This window comes from Ensifer sp. D2-11 (assembly GCF_054161295.1).
The window spans coordinates 217,114-242,063 of sequence record NZ_CP096436.1; the positions used below are offsets into that span (position 1 = coordinate 217,114).

The following is a 24,950-nucleotide window of genomic DNA, read 5'->3' on the forward strand; positions in this document are numbered from 1 at the left end:
ACTCCGGGAAGAGCGAGAACATATTAGGAACATTCAACGGCGATGCGGCGCCATTCCATCAATCGGGGGCGGAAACTAGAAAGACGCGCGTCATGCGAACACTTGCCGATCAGATAGGAACCGCGATTGAAGTTGATCTTGCGGTAATGCCTCCGCACCAAAGGCGGGCCTACGCCGGCCTCGATCAGTATCGCCGTCCCGTCGAGGTGCGCGGCGTCCAGGAACTCGCCAAGGGAATTGCCGAATCCTTCGGGGCCTTTGCTATCTTCGATGTCGAGACGGTGCTGCGGTCTCCGGCGATCGCGCCGTTCGTTACGCAGACGCTCTACGCGATCCCGCTCGAACTGAGGCGGGCCGCCTGCGATCGCGACCGGCTGAAAGCAGAAGGGGCGCGAAAGGAGATGGCACGGATAATCTCGGCCGCACTGCTGGCGCGATACCATTTCGAGCCCTTGAAGCACGTCGGCGCCTCCTGCCATCCGAATTGGGAAGAGGCGTTCGAGCAGCAGTTTGGCGCCGCCCGCGGAGGCGATCGAGATGAGTGACGAACTGGGAGCCAAGCCCCACATCCAGGCCGGGCCGTTTGTCCACTACTGCGAGCACCCGGGCTGCACGAAATGGGGCAGCTTCGGCTTCGCCGTCGGCCGGTCGGAGCCGAATTGGTACTGCTTTGAGCATCAGCCCGAGTGGAAAACGGACCGATCACCCGGGCGCCATTGACGGCGCGGGCGACGCGCGGAATAACCGAGCTATGACAGTAACAGTTACAGAAGAACAACGTGAAGCCGCCGACAATCTGCGCGAGTCAATGCGGCTCTTTAACAATGCCATACGGATGGCAGCCTACCGGGGCCTGCACGTGGAGGTGACGATACTTCAGATGCATCGTACCGAAGGGCCGACCCCGGTTCCGCAGGTCGACGTTCTCGCGAAACTGTGACGGCGTTGAAGCTACTTTTTGCCGAGATACTCCATCACCTTTCTCGGGTAAGCCTCGCCGAAGTGGCACGAAGGCCGGTAAGGCTGGAAACAACGCCAGAAGGGAATGCTAAGCCCGGCAAATAAATGTGCAGAAAGCATTGGAACAAAGTTGCATGAGGTGCATTACTATGGCGCCGCGCTCTCTGCGGCACCAGGTCCCCAACCTGTTCAAAGTGCCCGCCCGATCCCCTCGCGCGGGCACTCACTTTTTATGCCTTTACTTGCCCTGAAGATACGCCATCACCTTCTCCCGGCTCGGGCCGGCTTCACGAATAGCCTCAAGGGCCTTCTGCCGGGTCACCTTTGCCGTCCTCATCAGGTAGACGACCTCGTGCTCCTGTTCGGAAACGAGCTCGCGGTCGCGGCCTTTCTTCTTCGGATTGTCTGCCATGCTTTCCTCCATGATCGAACAAGGAGGATAGGAGCCGTTCACATTCCGGCAAGGTCCGGAACCTCAGGCGCGGGCGACGTGTTGACCCGCCGAGGTGGCGTTCATGGCCGATAAAGAGAAGATGAAGCAGCTGATCTGGCGGTGCCAGCAGGACATCGCCGCATACCTGCCGCCGGAGAGCGGCATCACGGAGCACGAGCTGCTTCAGATGCTCATCGCCCGTCTCGATGGTAGCCAGGCGAAGGAAGCGCTGGGCGACGATTGGCAGGGGTGGTGGCCGGATAACGAAGATGGCGGTGGAGACGAGAGTCCCCCTCCCCTGCAGCCGCTACCGGAGCCGGCTTGAAAGTGGCCAGCCTTTGCAAAATGGGATTGTTCCGGAACATTCGAGCCAACACGGCGTTTGAGAGGCGTTCCCCATTTCAGAGGTTGTTTCTCCTCTGGATTTCGACTCGCGAACAATTGCACTTGGTCGGACAACTGCAGCGCTCCTAATCGCATCTGCGGGAGCGCTGCTTTTCGTTCGGTAAACCCAAAAATCTCGGGAACACACCGGGCGGCCGCCGGTTTGATTCGCGTCGCTGGCAGAGCGACTATCTGCGCGCGGAAACTTCGTGTCGGCTCTTTTATTTCTCCTTCCGCAGAAGCCGACCGAGTGGCAGCGTCCTTCTCAGTTCCCGCCCCCATGGGGCGCTGCCACTTCCAAGAATCCAACAGGCTCCCGATTCTCTGCGTAAACGCGGGAGCCAACGGCAAGACGCGAGATGGCGAAGGACAAACAGAGCTGCAGTGGCGGAAGTGGGAGACCGCTGCAGCTCCGATCGCGACGTGGCCATCATATAGATGGGGCGCAATTGCCCTGTTCCATTGAAGGGAACCGCTTCGAACGTCGCATGCGCATATTTTGCTCTCAGCACAAGCGGAATCAAGGGAAGCGGCTTTATTTGCCCAGCGGGGTTATCGACGATTCTTCAAAATCGGGAAATGGATCTCGCCCCAACGCCTCGTCCATCTCCTCTTCCAGCACCTCCTGCATCACCGTGCGGATCACCTCGCGCAGCCCATCGGGGTTCGAAAGCAAAATGTCTTTGACGGCGGCGCTGGCTGTCTTACCTTCGGTCTTGGCCATGGTGGCGTTCCTTCCAGGGAATCAGGTGACGTTCAACATCACCAGCCTGCCATGACCGCCTCTCTCAGTGAATTTGCAGAACCTTCAGCACACTACCGAACAAAGTGCGGCACCTGTGGACGCAAGCCGGTAAGTCACGAACGTGATTGGTCGCAGCTGCTGCGCGAATACCGGTCTCGCCTGACCAGGAAACCTGAGCAAGGCGCCGAATCCAGTCACATTTGAGGGAACCGTTTGCCAAACCGCGCGTTCACGGGAACCTTATTCTCGGGGGACAGGCATTGGAATCAGTCACCATATTGCTCGCAGAAGACGAGACTCTCCTGCTATTGGACTTCGAAGACGCGCTTAAAGAGGCCGGGTTCATGGTTCTGGCGGTGACGAGCGGCAAGAAGGCAGTCGAGCACTTGAAAGCCGCAGAGTCCTCCATTGCTGGAATAGTCACGGACATCCGCTTCGCTGAATCCCCGAGCGGTTGGGACGTCGCCCGCATTGCAAGGGAGATCGACCCTGAGATGCCGGTCGTCTACATCAGCGGAGACAGTGCTCCCGATTGGGCTTCTCAAGGCGTCCCTAAGAGTATCATGATCGAAAAGCCTTTCGGCATGTCACAATTGATCGTTGCAATTTCGCAGTTGCTAAACGACAGGACTGCAGGAGCTGCAACTTTGGAATGACCTGGGGCTAACCCCTCACGGGGGCTCTCGCCTTTGTCCTGTACGGAACCGTCCCTGAGGGTGACGTCAAGAATTGCCACAGCCGGCACTTCGCGAGCCAAAAATTCAAGCGCCTCCTTCACCGTTGCGGCAGTTCCGAGCACGCACCAGCCGTATCGCTCAAGCAGCAGCCATAAATCCATCGCGATGAGGAACTCGTCGTCCACGACAAGCACGGTCTTATGCATGTGACCAGCCTCAATTTATGAGACCGATCCTAACGGTGCGACGATCTCGACGATCAAACCGGAAGGTGCATAGTTCAGTTCCACCTGTCCTGCCAATTCGCGGCTGACAACGAAGTCGATAAGCTGCGTGCCGAAACCGGAGGAGGACGGCGGAGTTACCGAAGGGCCGCCGCTCTCTTGCCACACCAGCCGGACACTTGGAGCACTCGCTTCCTCAACCTCCCAGCGGACGCGAACCTGTCCAGAGGGTGTTGAAAGCGCGCCATATTTGATCGCATTGGTCGCGAGCTCGTGAACAATCAGGCTTAGCGGCATGATTTGCTTCGACGCAAGCGATACGCTCTGCCCCGGCTCGACGAGAACTCCGAGCGATCCTTCTGAATAGGGCTCGAGCGTTCGCTGAAGCACCTCTTGGAGGTCGGCCTCGCCTTCTTGCGAGTATGCGGCATCATGGGCCTGCACCAGCGCATTGAACCGACCGAGGAATGCGTCGCGGTATTCCTCGCCCGTTCGATCCAAGGCCTTGGTCTGGCGTGCAATGGCCTGCACCAAGCCGAGCAGGTTCTTCATGCGATGCCGGAGCTCACCCAAGAGCACATCCTTCTCGGCCTCAAGCTGGCGTCGCTCCGTGGCGTCCACGATCGAGAGTAGCAAGGTGCGGCTGTTGTTGTCGGGATGGAACAACCGGTGCGCACTGACGAGCATCGTTTTCCGGCCAATGCTCGGAAAGTGATGCTCGACCTCATAGTCCACGACCGCCGTGCTCTTCGGGATCACCTCTTCGAGCAGATGGCGCAGCTCAGGAATGTCCCATTGCCCGTTGCCGAGTTCATAGAGGTGCTGACCGATTGTCTCGTCACGGTCGACGTTGAAAGTTGCAAAAAATGCCCGGCTGGCGGATCCGACGCACAGGTTCCGGTCAAGCACAAGTAGAGGATCGGGGACCGTGTCGATGATTCCTTGCGCTTCGATATGACCGTTTCGCAAAAGCCGGTAAAGGTCTTCAAGGTTCATGCTTCTGCCCCCTCCCGCTGCGCCGTCTCGGAAAGATACTACAGCTCGCAATGCGTGCGCAAAGGGCCTTGTTCCTGACGGAAAGTCGATGGGATTGGCGGCTAGTCCCGACCAACACAGTTCGCCTCCGTTCGAGGGGATGGACACAGACCGCCGGCAAAGCGAAACGAGAATTGCCTGTCTTCTCGACAGCGGCCGCCAGCCGAGTGTTCCTGCAACTCGTTCCGGCCACCGCTCGCGCTGGAAAATCTTAGGAGGGCAACTGCGTCGTTTCCGACCTGGGTGAGGTCGGGCAGCCGCTGCGGCACATCAGTGGCTGGGAGCCGGCGACGATGTGATCGACCTCGCCGCCCACCGCCTGATTGAAGACCCGCGCGTCCTCGGAAAGTGCATGCGTCAGCCCGCCGCGGATGCCTAGGATTTCTGCGGCATTGAGCAGGCGCAAACCTGCGTCGCGAATTGGCGCTCTGCCGAACAGCGTCGCTGAAAGGCCCATCGCTGGCTGGGCAGCCAAGCACCGCAACCACAATTGAATCGGGCATTGTTGCGCCGAACCGACCAGGTGCTTCCGGCTGCTTCACCGCGCCGGAGACGAGTGCACAATAAGCGATGAGTCAGTTCCCTTCTCTAGCCAATGCCCTACATCCACTAGTCGTACAAGGGAGGAAATGATGGCTAACAGAAAGAAGCAGAACGAAGATCCGGTCGAAGGGTCGCGGGAAACGATCGAACGAGAACTGGAGAGAGAAGACCAGAACCGCACGGAACCACCGGATCGGATCACAGAAGACGATGAAGATCGGATTCGGGCACGCGCTTATGAGATCTGGGAACGCGAGGGGCGGCCTGACGGCGGCCATGAGCGGCATTGGCACCAGGCTCAAAAAGAGCTTGAAGAGGAAGGACGGATCTCGCCGCACACGGGAGAGTAGCACAGCTGATTGAGACGGACTGCTGATCTCACCAACGAGACTTGGGTCCACCCAATCCTTCGGAGACCCGTCGACGTTGATGTGTGACGGGCCCGATTTTGATCACAAGGCGCTGATCATCTGTAGGAGGTTGCTGTACCAATGATTTCAGTTAGCACTCGTGGAAGTTCCGCGCCGCCGCTCACGGGAGTGCAGTAGGCGTACCTGGCAGCTTTCAATGGTGCGGTGTGGCGGCGGAATTCCCCGACAACTCGGTCGCACAGCCGGCGTGCCCGTCGCTGCACGCCAAGGATGCCTCGGCGCAGGCGGTGGCGAATGAGGCTCTTGCGACCTCGTTACTTAAGATTCCGGACAGTGCGGCACGACAGTCGCGTACCGCACGGTGGTACCGCTTCCCGTGACATGGCCACTCGTATTCCAGGAAATCAAGAGCCTCATAGGGGCCCGTGAACCGGCGAGACATGCCGTTTTGCAGGGTTACCGACAGAGGTACGCGCCAAAGAACTTCCTTCATCTGGGACCTCCTGACGTATTTCCTTTGCGATAACCGGCAAAAGCTCATCCGGGTTCCAAATTCCAGCCCTTTCCTTTGCCTACATCGGCCGCCGCTAAGCCGCCACCAGCCTGTAGTGAATCGATTGGAAAACGATCTTTCCGGCTTTGATGACGAAACTGTCCGCACCCTCGACTGCATCGAAGCGCTGACTTGTCGCCCTCCAGATCAGCAATGCGTACCGCCCGTTCACCTGCTTAGCCACGAACTCAAACCTCGCCCCTGGGAGCTGCTCTCCGAGCCGAGCGGCCGATGCACGGATTGCGTCATGCCCGCTCATGTTCGAGTTTACCGTCAATAGCACCACTTTCTCCGAGTAGTTCTCGACGAGATCCCGTTCCAGATCGCCGTTGATTCGCAGGTTCAGATGGCTGTCGAAAACTTCACTGGTGGATCGGGGCACGGAGCTCTCCCTCTTGGTGGCGGAAACAGCGTGAACAACCCCGACGAGAAACTTTGGTTCCGGTATTCCGCGTCCAACGCGTGAAGTGGAACCGCCCATCCCAACCGGGAGTACCAAGAAGGGCGGCTATCATGCCGGGTGCGACACATCGGGAGCGGACGTAGGAAGCGTCCCTCGCGGCCGTTGAGTCAGGCTGCGGTTGGCCAAGAAGGATGCAAATCTGCCCGGAAAGCGTATACTGTGCCCTTCATCGACTTTGATGTGAGCCGGTTGCGACCGGAGACGATATTCTCCGACGCCACGTCTGGAGTTGCGCCATGGAACGCGGCAGCTACCAATCCGCAGCGATAAGTCCTGACGACGTAGAGATGCTGGGTAATCTCTTCGAACAGATCTTGGATGAATATCAGATCCCAAGAGACGGAGAGATAGCTGAAGAGCTCGCCGCGAGGCTGATCGCAACCTATCAAACGGGTGTGCGCGATGTGGAGATGCTGAAACGTCTCGCCATAGGTCCGCAAGGCTGACTCGTTAAGTCGCCCGAGGGACCACAGCATCTGGCGGTTCGCGTACGGTCCCCTCATTGGTAACTGGGTGGGCGCACGTCCAGAGCGGAGAGCGGCAGGAACGGCCCCCTGTCGTCCTAGGACAGCGGAAAGCGCATCCTACAGCCGCTTGGCGAGCAGCGCACGAGCAGCGCGGCCGCAAAGTCTGGCAATCTCCGGCCGAGAAGGGTGATTTGCCATTCCATCCTCCAAGCTCGCGCGTCCGTTCATTGAAACGCCATACTAAACAGGAATGTTCCTTCTGGGCGGTTCCCCAGTATCTGCCTCACGCCACGGACCTTTTTCGCCGGCTCTCGTACCTGCGGAACCAATCGCATCGGCGATTGTTCGGCCTCATTCCATTCAGCGGGACAGGAGGCAGGCAAATGGCCCAGCAGATACCGCTCGATCCCAATGGACGGGCCGAAAATCCGGAGAATGACGCGGCGCGCGACGACGGCACGCACGAAATCTGCCCCGATCTCGCCTATCGCCGGCTGGCAATTGTCAATGTCATCTTTTTTGGAACGCCAGGTGCCGGTGACCGCGAATGGGTGCTGATCGATGCCGGGGTCATGGGCACAACCGGTTTGATCACCGGAGCTGCCGAGGAACGTTTCGGACCGAACGCGCGGCCCGCCGCCATCATCATGACACATGGCCACTTCGATCACGTCGGCGCTCTCGAGGAGCTTGCCAACCGGTGGGACGCTCCCGTCTACGCGCACGCGCTCGAACGTCCCTATCTCGACGGCAGCGCCTCCTATCCGCCACCGGACCCCTCGGTCGGTGGCGGGCTGATGTCGTTGCTTTCGCCGCTCTTTCCGCGCGGCCCCGTGGATGTGAGCCGTTGGCTTCAAACTCTCCCCGAAGACGGCAGCGTGCCGGAAATGCCGGCCTGGCGCTGGCTTCACACGCCCGGACATACTCCGGGCCACGTATCGCTCTGGCGGGAGGCTGACCGCACGATCGTCGCAGGTGACGCCTTCACAACGACCCGGCAGGAATCCGCTTACGCCGTTACCGTTCAGCAGCCAGAGATGCACGGGCCGCCGATGTATTACACCACGCATTGGAAGAACGCCCGCACCTCGGTCGAACAGCTCGCCGCGCTAGAGCCCGAGCGCGTCATCACCGGTCACGGCCCTGCCATGCAGGGGACGGAAATGCGCGACGCACTGCATGCACTCGCCCGGAACTTCGATCGTGTGGCGGTGCCGGTGGAAGGGAAGTATGTCGACAGACCCGCCGGCGAACGAACAGGTGGCGAATATCGCTAGATCAATTCGCTGTTTCATTGAAACGGAGAAGTGGTCTAATGCGCTATGAAATTCGGCCGCAATGCCAAAAAAGTGCGTAACGCCTCGTCTAAGCCTTGGGCATTTCTACGAACGCCAGTCACTGCCTGCGCAACTGCAACTATCGCAAGACTACCACACCGAGACAACTCAAACTTTTCGGACCCCTACAGCAGAAATCCGGCAAATCATTTCCGCGCTATCGGCAGCGTGTTTTTCGTGAGTTGGAAGGATCCCCTTCAAGACGGGGCATCCCTACCGGTGAGTTGCCGACTATTGTGGTTAGGGTGGATGGAGCCAAAACCTTGTTCGGAACCGCGCGCAAGTAGCGAACGATTCGCTGTCGAAGCTCAAACCCATTGCTCACGCATCTGCAGATTGCCGTCACGCCGGCGGCCTCTACTAGGGTGCCGGTGATGACCGTCGTAATGCTGATGACAGCAAAAGAAAGCCTATAGGAGAGTTCACGGTCCGCGGTGGTTGCGATGGCTCGGATGGACGGCCACTGCCGCCCTCGCCGCATCCGTCCTCGGCATGGTTGTCGCTTCGTTCGGTTGAGCAAAAGGTAGCTCCGATCCAATCGCCTTACAGTCGGTCTTCAGCACTCGGTAGACCCGACGTCGAAACGGCTGCGCCCTGTCACGCGAAGTTCTTGTGCCCCGCGCTAGGTGGGCGCAAACTGTCTTCGCACTCACCGGGTCCGGGAGATCGATGATGACCTACAAATCAATTCTCCTTGTCGTTGGCGTCAAGCAATTCGAAGGTGATCTGAGGGCAGCTGCGGATCTCTGCTCCGCGCACGATGTGCACCTCACAGTAATGCCTGTTGCAATGGCAACGCTGCCTCCAATCAGAGACTTTGCCGCTGTTTCATGGGATTTCGACAGGACCAGCCAAATAGAAGAAGTCGGCCAGGCGATCGAGCGAGCTCGCGAGGCTCTCAACAACTCCGGAATATCTTTCAATGTTCTTGGGAGATACGCCGATTCGATGCGGATAGAACACGATCTCGGAGAATGTGCGCGATTTTCTGACATCACCCTCATCGGTCCGAGCCTGAGAGCGGATAAGCGTCTGCGGCGCCTCATGATAGAAGGTGTGCTCTTCCATTCGGCGCGCCCGATCCTGCTTGCGCCAGATCTCCGATCGGCAACCTTGAAGCCGAAGCGGGTTCTTCTGGCGTGGAACTCCTCCATCGAATCCGCGCGTGCTGCCCGCGAAGGGCTGGAGTTGATGAGAGGTGCCGACGGGGTGAACGTCGTTGTGGTCGAGCCCCGAGCGGTCGCAGAAACCGGGGTGGAAACTGGCGACGACATCGCCTCTTATTTGGCACGTCACGGCATCACAGTGACCATTGATAGGCTCCGAGGTGCCGGACGTCGGACCGAGGAAGTTCTCAACCAGCATGCGGTCGATACGTCAGCTGATTTGATCGTCATGGGCGCGTATGGGCATTCGCGCGTTCGCGAAAAGGTTTTCGGCGGCGTGACCCAAGCGATGATCGACGCGCAGGTTGTGCCAGTAATGCTGGTTCGATGATCTGACCTGCGCCGCATTGCAAGCTTGATTTTGGGCAGGGCTGTTATCACAGCAAAAATCTGCGCTGCGAGGGCAACCGGAAGGACCGTCCATACAGGCGTCCGGACACTCGTCGTAGGAATTGACTAGTTCACCGGAAACCCTATCCTATCCATGCCAGACCGGGCCCCTCTGGCGGTCGCGGAGCGATCGCGATGTCGGACTGGAGAATTGTGGGCGTGAGCGCACATTTCCCCGCTTAGACGGTCGCGCTTCTTCCGCCTGCAGTCCTTTCGTAACACGCGATTGAGTCCCTGCGGTGAAAGGAGCGGCCCTTGGACTTCCTCTCCATTGAGTATGCCGGACAGACGGCTTGGCTCTGGCTTGGTTTCTTAAGCTTTATTGGCTTCTTATTGTGGCTTGACCTCGGCATCATCAACCGGAAGGACCAGATCATCTCGCCTACTAAGAGCGCGCTGATGTGGGCGAGTTTCTCCGCATGTGCAGTGCTGTTCGGACTGTACGTCGCTCTCCTGTATGAGCCAGATCCGCAGTATTACGATATTCCCGCCGATCTGAACCGCCAGGCGGTCGTCCAGTACTTCACCGGTTATCTCCTCGAAACGGCACTAGCGTTCGACAATATCTTCGTCATTTCGCTGATCTTCACCCACTTCTGCATCCCTCGCGAGTATCAGCACCGTGTGCTGTTCTGGGGGATCATAGGAGCGATCGTGTTTCGCGGGATTTTCATCTCGCTTGGCGCCGCGGTCGTGAATTCCTGGACCTGGGTGCTCTACGTCTTCGCGGTGTTCCTTATCTACACCGGCTGGAAGATGATCACCGGACGCGGCGCGGAGTTCAGGCTTGGGGACAGCAGAATTCTCGCCTTCGCCCGCCGACACCTGCGGGTGACAGACCAACGGCACGGTCACCATTTCTTCGTTCACCTCCCGCATCCCGCGACCGGGCACGCGACACTCTACGCGACACCACTCTTTCTGGCGCTGGCGATGGTTGAAACCGCCGATATCGTTTTCGCCGTAGACTCTGTTCCGGCGATCTTCGCGGTCACGCGTGATCCCTTCATCGTCTACACGTCGAACGTCTTCGCCATCCTGGGCTTACGCTCGATGTACTTCATGCTCGCCGCGGCGGCGGCGCATTTCAAATACCTGAAGTACGGACTGTCGCTGGTGCTCGTGTTAATTGGGGCGAAGATCATCTGGAATTTTGGCCTTTCAAAAGAGCTCGGCCTGGTGCCTTACCTGGCGCCACAGTGGGCCTTACTTGTAACGCTGCTTTTGATCGGTGGCGCCATCGCCTATTCCGCGCTCCACACCCGCCGCTCTCGTATGAGGCAAAGGGGTTGAGCGCCGGGCTATCGGGCGCGCGCTTTGCGGGCGTTTTGCCGGAAGGATCCAGTATCGTTGGGAGCTTGCGAAAAGCGCCGCCAAGCCAAGTCTCACAGACCCGTCAGTATTTGGACAGGTCCGGGAGATAATGCTCCGACGATCATGGATCCAACGGCAACATCGGAGTGCATTATCTGAATCTATCCCAAACGTGTGACCTGTCAGGTCGTCGGGGTCGCGCCCGGCGTCGGCTGGAAGGCACCGCGCGCGGTCGTCCCGGCAAGTGTATCGATAAGGGTCGGACGATCACCCGATCACCGGCAATAGACCTCGGTCTTGGTCTCGCGAATGCAGTCGCGAGCATGGCGCTCCCGCCGGGAAAGCCAGGTCTGCTGATTCCGTCCACTTTCCTGCGCAACAACAGGGTTGAACATGAACAGATTTTTGAAGGCAATCGCAGGCACGGCCTGGACAACTGCGCTCGTTTTCGGCGGCTATCTGGGCGTTCTCCAACTCACCGGCAATTTCCACGAGGTGCTGCCGGCGGAGCTCTACCGGTCGGCGCAGCCTTCTGCCGCGGACATCGCGACCTATGCACGGCAATACGGCATCAAAGCCATTGTAAACCTCCGTGGCGAGAGCAGGGAGGCCTGGTATCTGCAGGAGGTCGAAGCCGCCGGCCACGCCGGCATCGCTCATTTCGATTTCCGGCTGTCAGCTTCGAAACGGGTGTCGCCGCAGCAGGCGCGGCAGCTGATCGCGTTGCTGCAGACCGCACCGAAGCCGATACTCATCCATTGCCAAGCCGGCGCTGATAGAACCGGACTGGCCTCCATGCTCTACCTTCAGCAGATCGCCGGCATCGACGAAGAGATCTCGGAGCGGCAGCTGTCGGTCCGCTACGGCCACATCGGCCTTCCCTACATTTCTGCAGCCTTTGCCATGGATGAAAGCTGGGAGATCCTCGAAGAGGCCCTCTTCGGTCTGACGAGTTGAGGCCTCTGGGTAGAACCTACTACGCTGTCGCCCACCGGGATTGCCGCGAGCTTGCGTCCACCGACTGACACGATCAGGACTTGCGAGCATCGTCCAACCGCGCCATGCTCGGTTCCGACGAACCTCGAGATCTGGTGGATATCGGGCACGTCGGAAATCATACCGGAACTGGAGGCTAAGCCGTGAGCATAAGAGATCGTCAGGAAGGCTTCGAAAAGAAGTTCGCGATGGACGAGGAAACGAAGTTCAAGGCCATGGCCCGTCGAAATAAGTTGCTTGGCCTGTGGGCCGCCGAAAAGCTCGGCGGATGCGGACGCGTATGCGAAGGAGGTGGTTCAAGCAGACTTCGAAGAGGCCGGGGACAATGATGTGTTCCGCAAGGTGCGCACCGATTTCGATGCGGCCGGCGTAGTCCTGTCAGATACTCAGATTCGCAGCATCATGGATGAATTGCTGGCGGCTGCAGTCGAGCAGATCAAAAACAACTGAGCACTGCTTAACCTGATAGAAATCACTTTGCCACGAACGGCAGCGCAGTTCCGATCGATACATTATGCGACCTTCTTGGCCCAACAAGTGAACATCACAGCAGCAAGCCGTGCAGGGCTCGTGGTCGAAGGAGCCGGCTGGTGATGCGACCCCAGCCGGTGCCCCTGAAGAGATTACTTTCGCGAACCTTCCCGAATGGTGCGACGTCCTGGGCAAGTGCCGGAGCTGCGGCCACCTTGCCCGAGTTGACCGGCGGTCGCTGGCCGCACGTTTCGGCAAGAGGCAAAGCGTCCTTCGGCTCGCACCGAAAATGCGCTGTGGGAAGTGTGAAAACCGAGACGGCAATGCAATCTTGATAAGGGAGCCCCGGCGCTGACGCGACGATGCGGCAGGCCATGAATCTTTTTGGACCAAAGTCTTGAGACTCTTGTCGATTGCCGGTCTCGACACATATCGGATGAGCGCGCGGTGGCAACATGAGTTACCGAGGGCGCGGTCCCAGATCTGCGAGTGTCGTCCCTTCAAAGCAGATCTGGGGTCTCATCGCTGCCCTGAGGAGACGACCATGGCCGATGCGCTGAAAATGAAAAAGCTGATCTGGGATTGTCACAAGGAAATCGCGGCGTACTTGCCCAATGAAAGCGGCATCACAGAGCACGAGCTGCTTCAGATGCTTATCGGCCGTCTCGATGGTAGCCAAGCAAGAGAAGCGCTTGGAGACGATTGGCAGGGGTGGTGGCCGGATGACGAGGATGGCGGTGGAGACGACAGTCCCCTTCCCCGGCAGCTGCTACCGGAGCCGGCCTGAAATTGCCGCTCTCAAAAACGAGCATTGATCCGGAACATTCCAGCCAACACGGCGTTTCAGAGGCGTTCCCATTTCAGAGTTTTCTCCCTCTGAATTTCGACTGGCGGACAGTCGCACATGTCGGACAACTGCAGCGCTCCTAATCGCATCTGCCGGGGCGCTGCCCCTTTTCAGTGCAGCAGAAACTTCGGCCTGACCGGGACGAACATCCCTGCGGGAATTGAGTTTGTGAATCGTCGCTTTTCCCTGAAGCGGCTTTTTCGGCAAGGTCGACGCTTATTTTCCTTCCGATATTCGCCTAGTCGACGGGCCAAGCAGCGCCCTCTCCTTCCCTAGGGCGCTGCTATCGCATACGCCCCACGCAAACAGAGCTGCAGTGGTGGAAGTGGGGGACCGCTGCAGCTCCGATCGCGACGCTTTCCATCCGATTGAGCTCTCGCCCTGTTCCATCCAAGGGAACCGCTTCGAACGTCGCATGCGCATATTTTACTCTCGGCAGAAGCGGGATCAAGCGCGTTGGCAAATCTGGCAAGCGAACTGAGCCCATGGGAAATCCAAAAAGAACTCAGATTAGCATTGTTATTTGCAGGAGTGTCACCTGAGGGCGCATGATGCGTTCATCAACGGTAAATACACGGGCACGGGCGCCGTCGACTGAGACAACCGCGCTTTCGCCCCCCTTAGGAGGTCGCGCGATGATACTGTCACACGATCATACGGGCGCGGTTCTTCGGTTCTTCCGGACGACGTCAACATGCTGGACGCCGTTTTCACTGAGATCCTGGCCGAGAAGGGACTTCGCCGCAATTGCGAAGCTGCTGAGCTTATCGCCAGAAGGCTGATATCGGTCTACCAATCTGGCCATCGTCAGCGGGACGAGCTGCGAAAGATGGTAGCAGCTGGTGATTGACTCTTCCGTGTTTCCTCTCGCCAATCAGGCGCCAGGCTGAGGAGCACGGGGCGGTCTGGCGTTGAGCAGCTGGGAGACGGCTGTCACCAACTGGCCGGGGTGAACGGTTTTTCGATCATGATACTGTCTGGGACGCCTCTTGACACCCAGTCCAGAGCACCATGCCCGCTGATATAAACGATCGGCATGAATGCGTCGATCTCACGAGCAACGCGCGCGACCTCCCAACCATCCGGAAACTCGCGAAACCGAATGTCGGTCACCACGCCATCAATTTGCGAGTTAACAGAGCGCAGGATGGCTATAGCTTTTGCGCCGCTCGTGACCGAAGTGACGAGAAATTCGGCACCTTGCGCGGCTTAACCTGACTGAAAGCTCAAGGTGGCGTACGGTTCCGCGGCTTTCCGCTCTTTCGCGTCTTTTGTCCCGTCTTGCTCAAGGTGCCCCTTGGTGGGTTAGGCTTTTAGAGCGAAGCCTCGTCAGCGCCGCAACTGCGCGCGATCGCGCTGGCTGGCCTCGATCCGCTGAAGGATTTCTCGCATCACACGTGCATCGATCGACAGGCTGTTGAGCGTATTCTCGACGGCCTTCATTGAGGCCATCCAAGCAGTGCCCCGCCCAGTGGGCGCGGGGCACTGCTCTAAATTGCTGCTGAAATGAGAGGTCTTGTCGTGCTATAGCAGGCTTATGTTCCAAATCGCAGGTTGCGTTGTCCAGTAACCCTTTTGGGCTACTCTTGGAGCTAATGTCTCTCCCGAATTCACAGACATGAATCTGGCGGAACATTTCCATCGGCCGGTCGTTTGAGTTGAGTTCCTCATCATGACCGGCGTTCTCCGTAGAACGGGTCGACTGCAGCGCTCCAGCCACCTGGGGGAGCGCTGCTTTTCTTCTCCGACGTGCTCAAGACAGGCGAAATCATTTAAGAACGCAAGCAGAGCTGCAGATGGACTTCATATAGCTGGCCGGCAAATTTTTCTGGAACCATGTGCGCGGCCGCCCGTTTGATTCGCGTCGCTGGCAGAGCGACTGTCTGCGCGCGGAGACTTCGTGTCGGCTCTTTTATTTCTCCTTCCGCAGAGGCCGACCGACTGGCAGCGTCCTTCTCAGTTCACGCCCCCAGGGGGCGCTGCCACTTCCAAGAATCCAACAGGCTCCCGATTCTCTGCGTAAACGCGGGAGCCAACGGCAAGACGCGAGATGGCGAAGGACAAACAGAGCTGCAGTGGCGGAAGTGGGAGACCGCTGCAGCTCCGATCGCGACGTGGCCATCATATAGATGGGGCGCAATTGCCCTGTTCCATTGAAGGGAACCGCTTCGAACGTCGCATGCGCATATTTTGCTCTCAGCACAAGCGGAATCAAGGGAAGCGGCTTTATTTGCCCAGCGGGGTTATCGACGATTCTTCAAAATCGGGAAATGGATCTCGCCCCAATCTCACGTCCGCTCATCCCGGGTATTCGGAGCAGCTCTGCGCTCGGCATATGTTGAAGATCTCCGAAGGCAACTGCGTCGTTTCCCGACCTGGGGTGAGGTCGGGCAGCCGCTGCGGCACATCAGTGGCTGGGAGCCGGCGACGATGTGATCGACCTCGCCGCCCACCGCCTGATTGAACCCCGCGTGCCCGGTTCATCCTCAAATTCTGTGATTCAGCGGCAGCATTCTCGCCCTCATCAGTTCTGGGCCGGCGCGACCGTACATTGCTCGTTTCAGCATCTTGAGCCGGTTGATCTGCCCTTCCACTTGACCGTTGCTCCAGGGGAGTTCGATTGCATTTTTGACGGCATCGATATCCCGGCGCAAAACGCTGGCGAAGCGCATGATCGCCGTGAGTTCGGTATCAATGGCATCGTCGATCCATTCATCCAGTGCCTCCGAGCTCCTGCTGCGCAAGATGCCGTTGAAGCGCATGGCCAGGCCACGCATTATGGCGAAGACCGTCGAGCCCTGCTTCAAGGCATTAACCTTTCCGGCCTGACGATCGGTCAGCAGGCCGCGCGCTGGGCCTGGATACTGCTTGCCTGAGGACGCGGAAGGGAGCACATGGGCATCTACGCTGATATCATCTTGCCGAGGCTCTGCGATCTTTCGATGCGCAACGACCGATTGCGGCCCTATCGGGAGCGGGTGATCGGCGCGGCGGAGGGGCGAGTCCTTGAGATCGGAGTCGGTTCTGGTCTTAACCTGCCTTTCTACGGTCCGACGGTGCGGGAAGTTCTCGCGCTCGAGCCGGCCCCAAAACTTCTAGCGATGGCGGGTCGTGTGCCGGATCCAGGAATGCCCGTCAGCTTCATCAAGGCGTCTGCAGAATCCATCCCCCTTGACGACCAGAGCGTCGACACGGTTGTGACGACCTGGACCTTGTGCACGGTTCCGGAGGCCGCCGCGGCGATCGCGGAGATGCGCCGGGTGCTGAAGCCTCACGGCAAGCTGCTGTTCGTCGAGCATGGATTGGCACCCGACGCCAGCGTGCGCTGGTGGCAGGACCGGCTCACGCCGATCTGGCGTCGCCTCAGCGGCGGCTGCCATCTCAACCGCCCAATTCAGTCCATGATCGAGGACGGCGGGTTCCACCTGGATCGGGTCGAGACCGGCTACATGCCCGGCCCGAAGCCGATGACGTTCATGTACGAAGGCAGCGCACGGCCGAGGTGATGGCTTTCCGACAGCGCAAGCCCGCTGCCACTGAGACGTCTCCCGCTGCCGGCGGCTCATCTCCCCCCGATACTCCCGCTCCCGTTCCCACCAGATGCTCTTGATGAAGGCGAGCACTGCGCGGATCTCGTTGTCACTCAGGACATTTCCGAATCCGGCATGTCGCTTTGATAGTTTCCGCCAACAACCGCAGCCGATCCTTCCTTGGTGATACGGAAGAGCACGCCGTCCGGGTGATGGCAGTTGTGGCCGGATGCGTCGTGCGGCGGGGCCGGCATGCGGCCGGAGGGCCGCGGACTTCTCCAGTCCCGCTGTCCTTCGAGATTCGCGCCGTGGCAGGTGGCGCAGCGCTACGCGTAGAGTGCCTTTCCGAGCGCGACTGTGGCGGGCGAGGCATCGCCGTTCATCCGGGCGGCCAGCCAAGGCCATGGCCCATGCGACCCCCAATCCGAACCCCGAGCGTTGAGAAAAGAACTGCGATCCTACTCATCGGTGGTCGCCGAAGAACAGGTACTTGATGAGCGTCGCAACTCCAAGGACGATCAAGACGATGACAAGGAGCCACACCAAGCCCATTCCGAACATCATGTCGCCCATGCCCTCCATCATCGGACTGCTCCTACTCCCTGGCTTAAACGCTACCGACGCCGCCGGACTCCCGGATCTCCAGCATCTCGAACGGACCTTCCTTGGTGCCGCTCATGCCGGGCGAGCCCATCGGCATGCCGGGCAGCGTCACGCCCTTGATGTCGGGCCGTTCGGTCAGGTGCTTCTTTACCGTGCCGATCGGCACAATGGCCGTTGACCACGTAGCGGTCGATCATGGAGAGGTGGCAGCCCTGGACGTCGTCCGGAATGCCTGCTTCGCGGCCCATCGATGCGAGGTCGTGCGTCGGCTTGACGCTCAAGTTGAACCCGTTTTGCCTCAGATAGTCGGCATAGCCTTCGCAGTAGGCATTGGGACGTCAGCGCTCGCTGCGCCACACCACGCCAGATGCTCGACTCGTTTTAGCCGCCGCTGAGCTTCTGCGCGTGCTCCAGATGCCCCTGGACGACTGGCGCCGTCTTCGCCGCATGCGCCTTCAAAGGTGCGCTATCGCCGCCCTGCGCATAACTCTGCAGCAGCTTCAACGCCTCCTGGTGGGCTGCGAGCTGAGCCTGCACATAGGCCGCGTCAAACTGTTCGCCCTGCGCATTCTTGAGCTTCTCCAACTCTGCCGCGTGCTTCTCGATCATTTGCGTCGGAACCGTGACCTTGGCCTCTCCTGCGGCGGCCTTCAGTTCCTGGCCGGCCTTAGTGTGATCGGCAACCATCATCTCGGCGAATTGGCGCACACCGTCCTGTTTACTGTTTTGCATCGCGAGCTGACTCGACTGAATTTCGAACATGTCGGAACTCGCGGCCATGGTCACGAACTCCTCGGACGACATCTGCTGCGCGTAGACATATGGCGCACCGGCGAGGAAGGCTGCGGCAACGGCTATCTTGATCATTCGCATGGGGATTCTCCGGTTTTGACGCAGGGTGGAAAGCGCTCCAACCGCGCAGCCGGAGAGGTGTTCCACAACAATCATCGCCAGAAAGGGCGCATGTCAATCAAAACCTGGCTGTGCCATGGGATGTGAAAGTCCACAAGAACCCAGAGTACGCCAAAATCGGCGCAACCGCTCATTGCGTCGCCGCTCGCGCTGGCGCTAAGCGAGGAGGCAATCAGACTTGCTGGTCCGACACCGCGATACCTCCGACTCCACATCCGGGGGTCCAGAACCTGCACCGAGATCGTTGAATTAAGTTCTACGCAGACGATGTTCGAGAGGTCCAATATTAGCTGATCGTGCCCGGATCGGCGGCGTCTTTGCTGCCCTTGCTACGCCGTCCGGCCGCGCTGCCGCTTCGCCCTGAGCTTCTCGCCTCCATGTTGCCGTCGTTTCCAATGCCCGCCGCGCCACGGCCCGGTCCACCGTCCGGTTGCACCTGGCCCGGTTGGAGGTCCGACGCCAAACCGCTTTCGCCCACCGTAGACCTCATGGAGTTTTCTTTGTCGATTTCGTCAGCGGCCTCGTGCCAGTGCCGTTCATGGTCGCCGTGACGTTTCCCATCTTTCTCCCAGATCTCATAGGCACGTCGACGGATACGCTCATCCCGTTCGTCTTCGGTTGTCATGTTTCTCTCCCGCAAAAAATATCACCGTGCGTTCGACTGTAACACACCACTCTCTTCCCCGTGCGCTTTCCTGTGCGACGAATCTCAAGCCGCGAGACAACCAGCCCACCGCCGTTCGGAAGCCGGAAAACTGCTCAATCGGTCATGCTCTTCCAGAGAGTGTGGCTTCGGCACACCAGATCGCTGCGAATCTGGACGGGCCGACACGCTCTTTCCAGACAGGGCCACGCCACAAGAGCAGCAGCGCCGCGCCGAGCGGCAGCGACATAACCAAGATTAGCAGGAGACCTTCCATTTTGCGGTCCTCCAATGCTTCCTTACCTTCCTTTACAATGTAGCCACTCGTGGAAAGTTCCGCGACGCCCCTGACTGGGAGTGCAGTAGCGAACCTGGCGTCTCTCAATGCTGCCGTGTGGTGGCAGGAATCCCCGGCAACTCGAACGTACAGCCGGCGTACACGTCGCTGCACGCCAAGGACGCCTCGGCGCATGCGGTGGTGAATGAGGCTCTTGCGACCTCGGCGCTTATTAATCCGGACAGTGCGGCACGACAGTCGCGTACCGCACGATGGTACCGCTTGCCATGACACGGCCACTCGTACTCCAGGAAATCAAGAGCGTCGTAAGGGCCAGTGAACCGACGAGCCATGCCGTTTTGCAGGGTGACCGACAGAGGTACGTGCCAAAGAGTCTCCTCATTGGAACGTCCTGTGGTGTTCCTTGCGATAACCGGCAAGGCTTTTCCGGGTTCCAAATTCCAGCCCTATTTCTTTGCACACATTCTACTTTGCAGAAGATTTTAGAGCCGCACGTAACATCGGCCGCCGCTAACCCGCTACCAGCTTGTAGTGAATCGATTGGAAAACGATCTTTCCGGCTTCGATGACGAAACTGTCCGCGCCCTCGACGGCATCGTAGCGCTGACTTGTCGCCCTCCAGATCAGCAGCGCATATGGGCCGCTCACCTGCTTTGCCATAAACTCGAACCTGGCCCCGGGGAGCTGCTCTGCGAGCCGAGCGGCCGATGCACGAATTGCCTCATGCCCGCTCATGTTCGAGTTCAGCGTCAAGAGCACTACGTCCTCCGAGTAGTTTTCGACGAGATCCCGTTCCAGGTCGCCGTCCATTCGCAAGTTCAGATGGCTGTCGAAAACTTCACTGGTGGATCGTAGTACGGAAGCTCTCCCTCACGGTGGCGGAAATGACGTGGACAACCGCCGAGGGAAACTTTGGTTCCGGCTTCCATGCCATTGATCCGCCGAGCTGAAGCGGCCCGTCTCCACCGCCCCCACCGGGGAGCAACAAAAGGGCGGCTATGGTGGCGGGTGGGAGATGGAGCCGGACAGAAAGTATCCGGCGGCGGTCGTGCGCCAGGCTGCGGCCGCCTCAACACGGCTGCAAATCTGCTCGAAACGCGTATACTGTTCGCTTCATCGACTTTAATTTGAGCCGCTCGCGACCGGAGGCGAAATTCTCCGGCGCCAAGTCTGGAGTTGCGCCATGGAACGCCGCAGCTATGAATCTGCAGCGATCAGTCCTGACGACGTCGAGATGCTGGGTAATCTCTTCGAGCAGATCGTGGATGAATACCAGATCCCAAGAGAGGGAGAAAAAGCTGAGGAACTCGCCGCCAGGCTGATCGCAATCTATCAAACGGGTGTGCGCGACGTGGAGGTGCTGAAAAAGCTCGCTACTGGTTCGAAAGGCTGATTGCGTTGTGGTTTCGCCGATAACACCGTGGTCCGGCGAGTGCGTCCCAGAAGCTATCAGCGCGTCGATCCGCGGTTCGCGTGATGCGGGGCGGTGACAGCGGCCTTAGCGGCCCACCTGCCGCTCCTATCGAACCTTCAAACGTAACTTGCGCTTCCAGTATTCTTGCCAGCCACCGCTAACCGCGCCTGAATGGATGCTCTCGAACAGATTTCCTGGAACCGGAGGCGCGTCTTCTTCCTTGAACTGCAATCCTGCTGCGAACCGACCGATCATTCGCTCGAGAACTCTCGGGGCCAATCTGGCAGCAAGCATCAGAGCATAAGCGAATGTGCCGACCAGAGCCTCCGGCCTCGGCCGTTCGGCAAGCCGAACAACGATCCTGGCGGCAGTCTCGGGCGAATAGACCGGGAAAATTGCGCGGGGTGTTCGGCCAAAATAATTGCCGGCAGACCGATAGATCGGCGTGTCGAGCGCTCCCGGCAATACCGTGCAGACGCGAATTTCCGGAATATCGACGCACTCCTGCCGCAGGCAGGCACTCAGGCCCCTGATGGCAAATTTCGTGGCGACATAGGCGCTGGCAAAAGGTTCACCAACGATCCCCAGCATCGAACCCATATTGATGAGCACCCCGCGCCCACCCTGCGCCTTGAATTGCGTCAGGGCCGCCCGACAGCCATTCGCGTAACCGATGAGATTCGCCTCGACAACCCTGCGAAAGTCGTCAGCCGGTAAGTCTTCGAAACGGCCGAACAAGAGCAGCGCAGCACAGTTTACCCAAACGTCGATCCGTCCGAATTCGCCAACCGCCCTTCGGCGGAGTTCTTCGACCGCGACCACATCGCTCATGTCCAGGCTATGTGCGATGACGGTTGCACCTTGAGCGCGGCACTCATTCGCCGCGTCCTCCAATACTGTTAAGTCTCTGGAAGCGAGGATGAGCCGAACCCGCTTACGAGCGAACTCGAGGGCTATAGCCCTGCCCACGCCGCTCGATCCTCCCGTGACGACAACAACCGATTCCTTGGACAGTGGGAAGCGCATCCTTATAAATGCCTGGCAAACAACGGATGAACCGCGCAGCCAAAATGTCTGGCAATGCTTGGCGGTCGAAAATGGTCACGATCGGCCATTGCAAGCTCCAAAAGCTCGCGAGTCCCGTCATTGAAACGCCATGCCAAACAGGAATGTTCCTTCTCAGCGGTTCGCCAAAATTCGAACGCTCACGCCAACGGACCTTCTCGCCGGCTCTCTCGTCGTCGATTGTTCGGCCTCGTTTCAATCAGCGCAAGAGGAGGCAGGCATATGGCCCAGCAGATACCGCTCGATCCCAATGGACGGGCCGAAAATCCGGAGAATGACGCGGCGCGCGACGACGGCACGCACGAAATCTGCCCCGATCTCGCCTATCGCCGGCTGGCAATTGTCAATGTCGTCTTTTTTGGAACGCCAGGTGCCGGTGACCGCGAATGGGTGCTGATCGATGCCGGGGTCATGGGACAACCGGTTTGATCACCGGAGCTGCCGAGGAACGTTTCGGACCGAACGCGCGGCCCGCCGCCATCATCATGACACATGGCCACTTTGATCACGTCGGCGCTCTCGAGGAGCTTGCCAACCGGTGGGACGCTCCCGTCTACGCGCACGCGCTTGAACGTCCCTATCTCGACGGCAGCGCCTCCTATCCGCCACCGGACCCCTCTGTCGGTGGCGGGCTGATGTCGTTGCTTTCGCCGCTTTTTCCGCGCGGCCCCGTGGATGTGAGCCGTTGGCTTCAAACCCTCCCCGAAGACGGCAGCGTGCCAGAAATGCCGGGCTGGCGCTGGCTTCACACGCCCGGACATACTCCGGGTCATGTATCGCTCTGGCGGGAGGCTGACCGCACGATCATCGCCGGTGACGCCTTCATTACGACGCGGCAGGAGTCCGCCTATGCCGTCACGGTACAACAACCGGAGATGCATGGGCCGCCAATGTATTACACCACGAACTGGGAGAACGCCCGCACCTCGGTCGAACTGCTCGCCGCACTCGAGCCGGAGCGGGTTATCACCGGCCACGGCCCTGCAATGCAGGGGGCGTGAATGCGCGACGCACTGCATGCGCTCGCCCGGAACTTCGATCGCCTTGCCGTGCCCGATGACGGCGAATTTGTCGACAGACCCGCCGAGGAAAGGAAGGGTGGCGAGTATCGCTAGATCGCTTCGTTGTTTCATTGAAACGGCGAGGGATTTTATCCGCTATGAAATCGCCGCGATTGCCGCCGCGATCGGTGGCGGTACGGTCATCTGGTTCAAAGCTGCAAAGAGCGCGGCAGTGACAATCGCCGCCTTCGCCGCGCACGGCAGTGTGCGGCCTTGAAATCTTCCTGGCCGCCCTTCGAAAGGACGACTCCTCACCGTGATTTGGAGTCTCCGCGCTTTCGCTTTCCTTCGTTTGCCGTCTTTGAACTGACTTGCTGCCGCGGTACCGGGCGGTCCCCGTCCTTGCCGGCTCCGTCTCGACCACTCCTTGCCAATTCACGCTCGATCGTTTCCCTCGACCCCTCGGCCGGGTCTTCATTATGTTGCGTGCTATCAACCATGCTTCTTCTCCCATTTCTGTTCAACCGTCGCCAAGATCACGGCTAAGATGCTGCACTCTGCGGACTCCACTGCGCGTATGACCAAGCAACTTCCATGTTGTTAATCAAAGCCGAAGCGCCATAACCGCGATGAATATAGTGCGGTTTTCGATCACGCCTTTTCGTCAATGTTTCGCGGTTACCTCCTGCCGGTCACGCTCAAGAAACCTTCGCGTGATGGCAGGGACGTGTTCGTCAAGCCAACGCGCCATTTCCTGTTCCTGCTGCAGGATCGTTTCACAGACGCGTTTTGTCTCCTGATCACCAGCGTGCTCAGCGGCGGCAATCAGGATCCTGTAGCTTGCGATTTCCATCTGTTCGAAGGTATAGCTGGCAAGCGAGCCTTTGACGACCTCGTCGTCGACGAACAGACCACTCATGCCTTGGCCGAAGGCAACCATCTTGGCAGTGATGTCCTTGACACTTGAAGTACCCCCGCCGACCCGTTCCAAGCACCGTTCGAGCATCGCGGCCTGATCTCGCGTTTCTTGCAGGTGCCTATCGATCCGCTCTTTGAGCTCCGGATAGTTTTCCAGTCGCTGAGATTGACTGGTTAACATGGTTATGGCCTGTTCTTCCATGGCATGCGCGTCCCTTAGCCATGCATGTAGATGTTCTCTCGGGTCCGACATTGCATGTTCCTTTCCTAACTGTTTCGCGTAGAACCTGAAGATCTCTCGGAAGTTCCGTTCAACTCGCAGCGCCGGCTTCCGCCGGGGACTGAACTTTTGGACCGCAATGAAGCAGGCGTGTGCCTGCCAGAACGGCTCAGCCCATCCTGCCCCAGGATACTCCGGTGTCCCATTCGAAACCCTGCAGAGCATACCTTCCAGTGACCTGGGGACGCTGGCCAATAGGCGGCACGGCGGCCGACGCTCAAAACGGCTCGGAACTGCGGGGCGTGAGTCGGTTGCGGGATCATTTCGCCGATCCGCAGGTTTGAAGCTCATGAAAGAGAGCCGCCCAGTCTCCTCAAGGCTTCGCGAGTGGGCGATCGGAGGAAGGGATTTGCAAATGCGCGCAATATTCATCGTGCTCCTTTGCGGACTGCCAGCGACCGTCTTCGCCCACTACGCTCCGAGCGGCTGGGAGTATCCTAGCTCCTGCTGCTCGAACCTGGATTGTCGCGAAGTGGGACAGACGGCGATAAGCGAGCGCCCGCAAGGCTATACTGTGGAGGCGACCGGTGAGGTCGTTCCTTATGGCGATAGAAGGGTGCGCATTTCACCTGACGGCGAATATCATTGGTGCTCGGCCGCTGGCAAAGATTACGGCAAGACGATCTGCCTGTTCGTTCCGCCGAGAGCATATTGAGCGGCCCCGCGTCTGCTTCCGGTTGGCTGCTCTCGGTTCGAACAATGTCGGACCTTTACCATGTGGACGTTTCGTCGCCGTCAGCGACGATCAGAATCAGACGAGCCTCGTCTTGATTGTCGCCGCGCACGTTGCGCCTTCAGCTAAGCGGATGAATGGCCGGCTTCAACCCGCAAGCCGTCTCGCCGCAGTCATCGATCGCACCCGCCAATCACCCCGCAAACGCGATCGGCGAAGTCCTTGCTTGGAACTGGT

At 59.2% G+C, this 24,950-nt stretch carries 28 protein-coding genes and 6 pseudogenes; 17 read left to right on the forward strand and 17 right to left on the reverse strand.

What is annotated here, in order from left to right:
* The first annotated feature begins 92 nt into the window (after positions 1–92).
* Genes M1D34_RS32250 through M1D34_RS32260 form a run of 3 tightly spaced genes read left to right on the forward strand, consistent with a single transcriptional unit; the run spans position 93 to position 940 of the window.
* Positions 93–545, forward strand: a complete 453-nt coding sequence (locus tag M1D34_RS32250; protein WP_498786429.1) for a hypothetical protein — start codon at positions 93–95, stop codon at positions 543–545.
* On the forward strand, positions 538–720 hold the full coding sequence (locus M1D34_RS32255) for a hypothetical protein (RefSeq protein WP_498786431.1): 183 nt from the start codon (positions 538–540) through the stop codon (positions 718–720). Before M1D34_RS32250 ends, M1D34_RS32255 begins: the two co-directional genes overlap by 8 nt.
* A gap of 31 nt (positions 721–751) precedes the next feature.
* Entirely contained in the window at positions 752–940 is a 189-nt protein-coding gene (locus M1D34_RS32260; RefSeq protein WP_498786433.1) for a hypothetical protein, read from the forward strand.
* Positions 941–1,198: 258 nt separating this feature from the next.
* On the opposite strand, the gene M1D34_RS32265 is transcribed toward M1D34_RS32260, so the two are convergent.
* Complete coding sequence (locus M1D34_RS32265; RefSeq protein WP_498786435.1) at positions 1,199–1,372, reverse strand: DUF3606 domain-containing protein; 174 nt, start codon at positions 1,370–1,372, stop codon at positions 1,199–1,201.
* A 103-nt stretch (positions 1,373–1,475) separates the two neighbouring features.
* On the opposite strand from M1D34_RS32265, the gene M1D34_RS32270 reads away from it, so the two are divergent.
* On the forward strand, positions 1,476–1,718 hold the full coding sequence (locus M1D34_RS32270) for a hypothetical protein (RefSeq protein ID WP_498786436.1): 243 nt from the start codon (positions 1,476–1,478) through the stop codon (positions 1,716–1,718).
* A 648-nt stretch (positions 1,719–2,366) separates the two neighbouring features.
* On the opposite strand, the pseudogene M1D34_RS32275 reads toward M1D34_RS32270, so the two are convergent.
* Positions 2,367–2,501 (reverse strand): annotated as a pseudogene (locus M1D34_RS32275) (transposase); the annotation flags it as partial.
* A 281-nt stretch (positions 2,502–2,782) separates the two neighbouring features.
* Between M1D34_RS32275 and M1D34_RS32280 the strand changes: the two are divergent.
* Complete coding sequence (locus M1D34_RS32280) at positions 2,783–3,178, forward strand: response regulator (protein WP_498786438.1); 396 nt, start codon at positions 2,783–2,785, stop codon at positions 3,176–3,178.
* 242 nt (positions 3,179–3,420) lie between these two features.
* On the opposite strand, the gene M1D34_RS32285 is transcribed toward M1D34_RS32280, so the two are convergent.
* Together M1D34_RS32285 and M1D34_RS32290 are read right to left on the reverse strand one after the other, a co-directional pair.
* Positions 3,421–4,419 carry a sensor histidine kinase gene (locus M1D34_RS32285; RefSeq protein ID WP_498786440.1) on the reverse strand — a complete coding sequence of 333 codons (999 nt, stop codon included), beginning with the start codon at positions 4,417–4,419 and terminating at the stop codon, positions 3,421–3,423.
* A gap of 250 nt (positions 4,420–4,669) precedes the next feature.
* Complete coding sequence (locus M1D34_RS32290) at positions 4,670–4,933, reverse strand: hypothetical protein (protein ID WP_498786442.1); 264 nt, start codon at positions 4,931–4,933, stop codon at positions 4,670–4,672.
* A 157-nt stretch (positions 4,934–5,090) separates the two neighbouring features.
* Here M1D34_RS32290 and M1D34_RS32295 point away from each other — a divergent pair, with 157 nt between their 5' ends.
* Positions 5,091–5,351 carry a DUF2934 domain-containing protein gene (locus M1D34_RS32295; RefSeq protein WP_018098581.1) on the forward strand — a complete coding sequence of 87 codons (261 nt, stop codon included), beginning with the start codon at positions 5,091–5,093 and terminating at the stop codon, positions 5,349–5,351.
* A gap of 214 nt (positions 5,352–5,565) precedes the next feature.
* Here the strand turns inward: M1D34_RS32295 and M1D34_RS32300 are convergent, their stop codons facing one another.
* Together M1D34_RS32300 and M1D34_RS32305 are read right to left on the reverse strand one after the other, a co-directional pair.
* A complete protein-coding gene (locus M1D34_RS32300) occupies positions 5,566–6,045 on the reverse strand; it encodes a DUF982 domain-containing protein (protein ID WP_498786444.1) in 480 nt (159 codons plus the stop codon).
* On the reverse strand, positions 5,960–6,307 hold the full coding sequence (locus tag M1D34_RS32305; RefSeq protein WP_498786446.1) for a nuclear transport factor 2 family protein: 348 nt from the start codon (positions 6,305–6,307) through the stop codon (positions 5,960–5,962). The genes M1D34_RS32300 and M1D34_RS32305 overlap by 86 nt, the downstream gene beginning before the upstream one ends.
* A 317-nt stretch (positions 6,308–6,624) precedes the next feature.
* Between M1D34_RS32305 and M1D34_RS32310 the strand changes: the two genes are divergently transcribed.
* The 7 genes and pseudogenes from M1D34_RS32310 to M1D34_RS32340 all read left to right on the forward strand — a co-directional run bounded on the left by M1D34_RS32310 (position 6,625) and on the right by M1D34_RS32340 (position 13,316).
* Complete coding sequence (locus M1D34_RS32310; protein WP_498786448.1) at positions 6,625–6,834, forward strand: hypothetical protein; 210 nt, start codon at positions 6,625–6,627, stop codon at positions 6,832–6,834.
* A gap of 404 nt (positions 6,835–7,238) precedes the next feature.
* The gene (locus M1D34_RS32315; RefSeq protein WP_498786450.1) at positions 7,239–8,132 is read left to right on the forward strand and encodes an MBL fold metallo-hydrolase; all 894 of its coding nucleotides are present in this window, start codon (positions 7,239–7,241) and stop codon (positions 8,130–8,132) included.
* A 732-nt stretch (positions 8,133–8,864) separates the two neighbouring features.
* Positions 8,865–9,689, forward strand: coding sequence for a universal stress protein (locus M1D34_RS32320; protein WP_498786452.1), 825 nt, complete (start codon positions 8,865–8,867; stop codon positions 9,687–9,689).
* Positions 9,690–10,003: 314 nt separating this feature from the next.
* Complete coding sequence (locus M1D34_RS32325) at positions 10,004–11,041, forward strand: TerC family protein (RefSeq protein WP_498786454.1); 1,038 nt, start codon at positions 10,004–10,006, stop codon at positions 11,039–11,041.
* A 414-nt stretch (positions 11,042–11,455) separates the two neighbouring features.
* A complete protein-coding gene (locus M1D34_RS32330) occupies positions 11,456–12,019 on the forward strand; it encodes a dual specificity protein phosphatase family protein (RefSeq protein WP_498786455.1) in 564 nt (187 codons plus the stop codon).
* Positions 12,020–12,246: 227 nt separating this feature from the next.
* Positions 12,247–12,508 (forward strand): annotated as a pseudogene (locus tag M1D34_RS32335) (DUF1476 domain-containing protein).
* Between the two features lie 565 nt (positions 12,509–13,073).
* Complete coding sequence (locus M1D34_RS32340) at positions 13,074–13,316, forward strand: hypothetical protein (protein ID WP_498786457.1); 243 nt, start codon at positions 13,074–13,076, stop codon at positions 13,314–13,316.
* A gap of 934 nt (positions 13,317–14,250) precedes the next feature.
* Here M1D34_RS32340 and M1D34_RS32345 read toward each other — a convergent pair.
* Positions 14,251–14,585 (reverse strand): annotated as a pseudogene (locus M1D34_RS32345) (response regulator); the annotation flags it as partial.
* Positions 14,586–15,862: 1,277 nt separating this feature from the next.
* Positions 15,863–16,225, reverse strand: a pseudogene (locus M1D34_RS32350) (ISL3 family transposase); the annotation flags it as partial.
* Positions 16,226–16,270: 45 nt separating this feature from the next.
* On the opposite strand from M1D34_RS32350, the gene M1D34_RS32355 reads away from it, so the two are divergent.
* Positions 16,271–16,882 (forward strand): class I SAM-dependent methyltransferase, encoded by a 612-nt coding sequence (locus tag M1D34_RS32355; RefSeq protein ID WP_498786459.1) that lies wholly within the window; start codon positions 16,271–16,273, stop codon positions 16,880–16,882.
* A gap of 30 nt (positions 16,883–16,912) precedes the next feature.
* On the opposite strand, the pseudogene M1D34_RS32360 reads toward M1D34_RS32355, so the two are convergent.
* The 7 genes and pseudogenes from M1D34_RS32360 to M1D34_RS32390 all read right to left on the reverse strand — a co-directional run.
* A pseudogene (locus M1D34_RS32360) lies at positions 16,913–17,372 on the reverse strand (c-type cytochrome); the annotation flags it as partial.
* Entirely contained in the window at positions 17,369–17,491 is a 123-nt protein-coding gene (locus M1D34_RS32365; protein WP_437406270.1) for a hypothetical protein, read from the reverse strand. The gene M1D34_RS32365 and the pseudogene M1D34_RS32360, both read right to left, overlap by 4 nt.
* Positions 17,492–17,513: 22 nt before the next feature.
* The gene (locus tag M1D34_RS32370) at positions 17,514–17,675 is read right to left on the reverse strand and encodes a DUF411 domain-containing protein (protein ID WP_437406269.1); all 162 of its coding nucleotides are present in this window, start codon (positions 17,673–17,675) and stop codon (positions 17,514–17,516) included.
* A gap of 215 nt (positions 17,676–17,890) precedes the next feature.
* Positions 17,891–18,382: a DUF4142 domain-containing protein gene (locus M1D34_RS32375; protein WP_127509609.1), complete on the reverse strand. Its 492-nt coding sequence runs from the start codon at positions 18,380–18,382 to the stop codon at positions 17,891–17,893.
* Positions 18,383–18,707: 325 nt separating this feature from the next.
* Positions 18,708–19,046 carry a DUF2934 domain-containing protein gene (locus M1D34_RS32380; RefSeq protein WP_437406267.1) on the reverse strand — a complete coding sequence of 113 codons (339 nt, stop codon included), beginning with the start codon at positions 19,044–19,046 and terminating at the stop codon, positions 18,708–18,710.
* A 399-nt stretch (positions 19,047–19,445) separates the two neighbouring features.
* On the reverse strand, positions 19,446–19,799 hold the full coding sequence (locus M1D34_RS32385; protein WP_498786462.1) for a DUF982 domain-containing protein: 354 nt from the start codon (positions 19,797–19,799) through the stop codon (positions 19,446–19,448).
* A 73-nt stretch (positions 19,800–19,872) separates the two neighbouring features.
* Entirely contained in the window at positions 19,873–20,172 is a 300-nt protein-coding gene (locus M1D34_RS32390; RefSeq protein ID WP_498786465.1) for a nuclear transport factor 2 family protein, read from the reverse strand.
* A gap of 373 nt (positions 20,173–20,545) precedes the next feature.
* Here M1D34_RS32390 and M1D34_RS32395 point away from each other — a divergent pair, with 373 nt between their 5' ends.
* A complete protein-coding gene (locus tag M1D34_RS32395) occupies positions 20,546–20,755 on the forward strand; it encodes a hypothetical protein (protein ID WP_437409449.1) in 210 nt (69 codons plus the stop codon).
* A 126-nt stretch (positions 20,756–20,881) separates the two neighbouring features.
* On the opposite strand, the gene M1D34_RS32400 is transcribed toward M1D34_RS32395, so the two are convergent.
* A complete protein-coding gene (locus M1D34_RS32400; protein WP_498786467.1) occupies positions 20,882–21,802 on the reverse strand; it encodes an SDR family NAD(P)-dependent oxidoreductase in 921 nt (306 codons plus the stop codon).
* A 261-nt stretch (positions 21,803–22,063) separates the two neighbouring features.
* Here M1D34_RS32400 and M1D34_RS32405 point away from each other — a divergent pair.
* Positions 22,064–22,956, forward strand: a pseudogene (locus tag M1D34_RS32405) (MBL fold metallo-hydrolase).
* A 550-nt stretch (positions 22,957–23,506) separates the two neighbouring features.
* Here M1D34_RS32405 and M1D34_RS32410 read toward each other — a convergent pair.
* Entirely contained in the window at positions 23,507–24,013 is a 507-nt protein-coding gene (locus tag M1D34_RS32410; RefSeq protein WP_127509593.1) for a ferritin-like domain-containing protein, read from the reverse strand.
* 382 nt (positions 24,014–24,395) lie between these two features.
* Here M1D34_RS32410 and M1D34_RS32415 point away from each other — a divergent pair, with 382 nt between their 5' ends.
* Complete coding sequence (locus tag M1D34_RS32415; protein ID WP_127509590.1) at positions 24,396–24,695, forward strand: hypothetical protein; 300 nt, start codon at positions 24,396–24,398, stop codon at positions 24,693–24,695.
* Positions 24,696–24,950 lie beyond the last annotated feature (255 nt).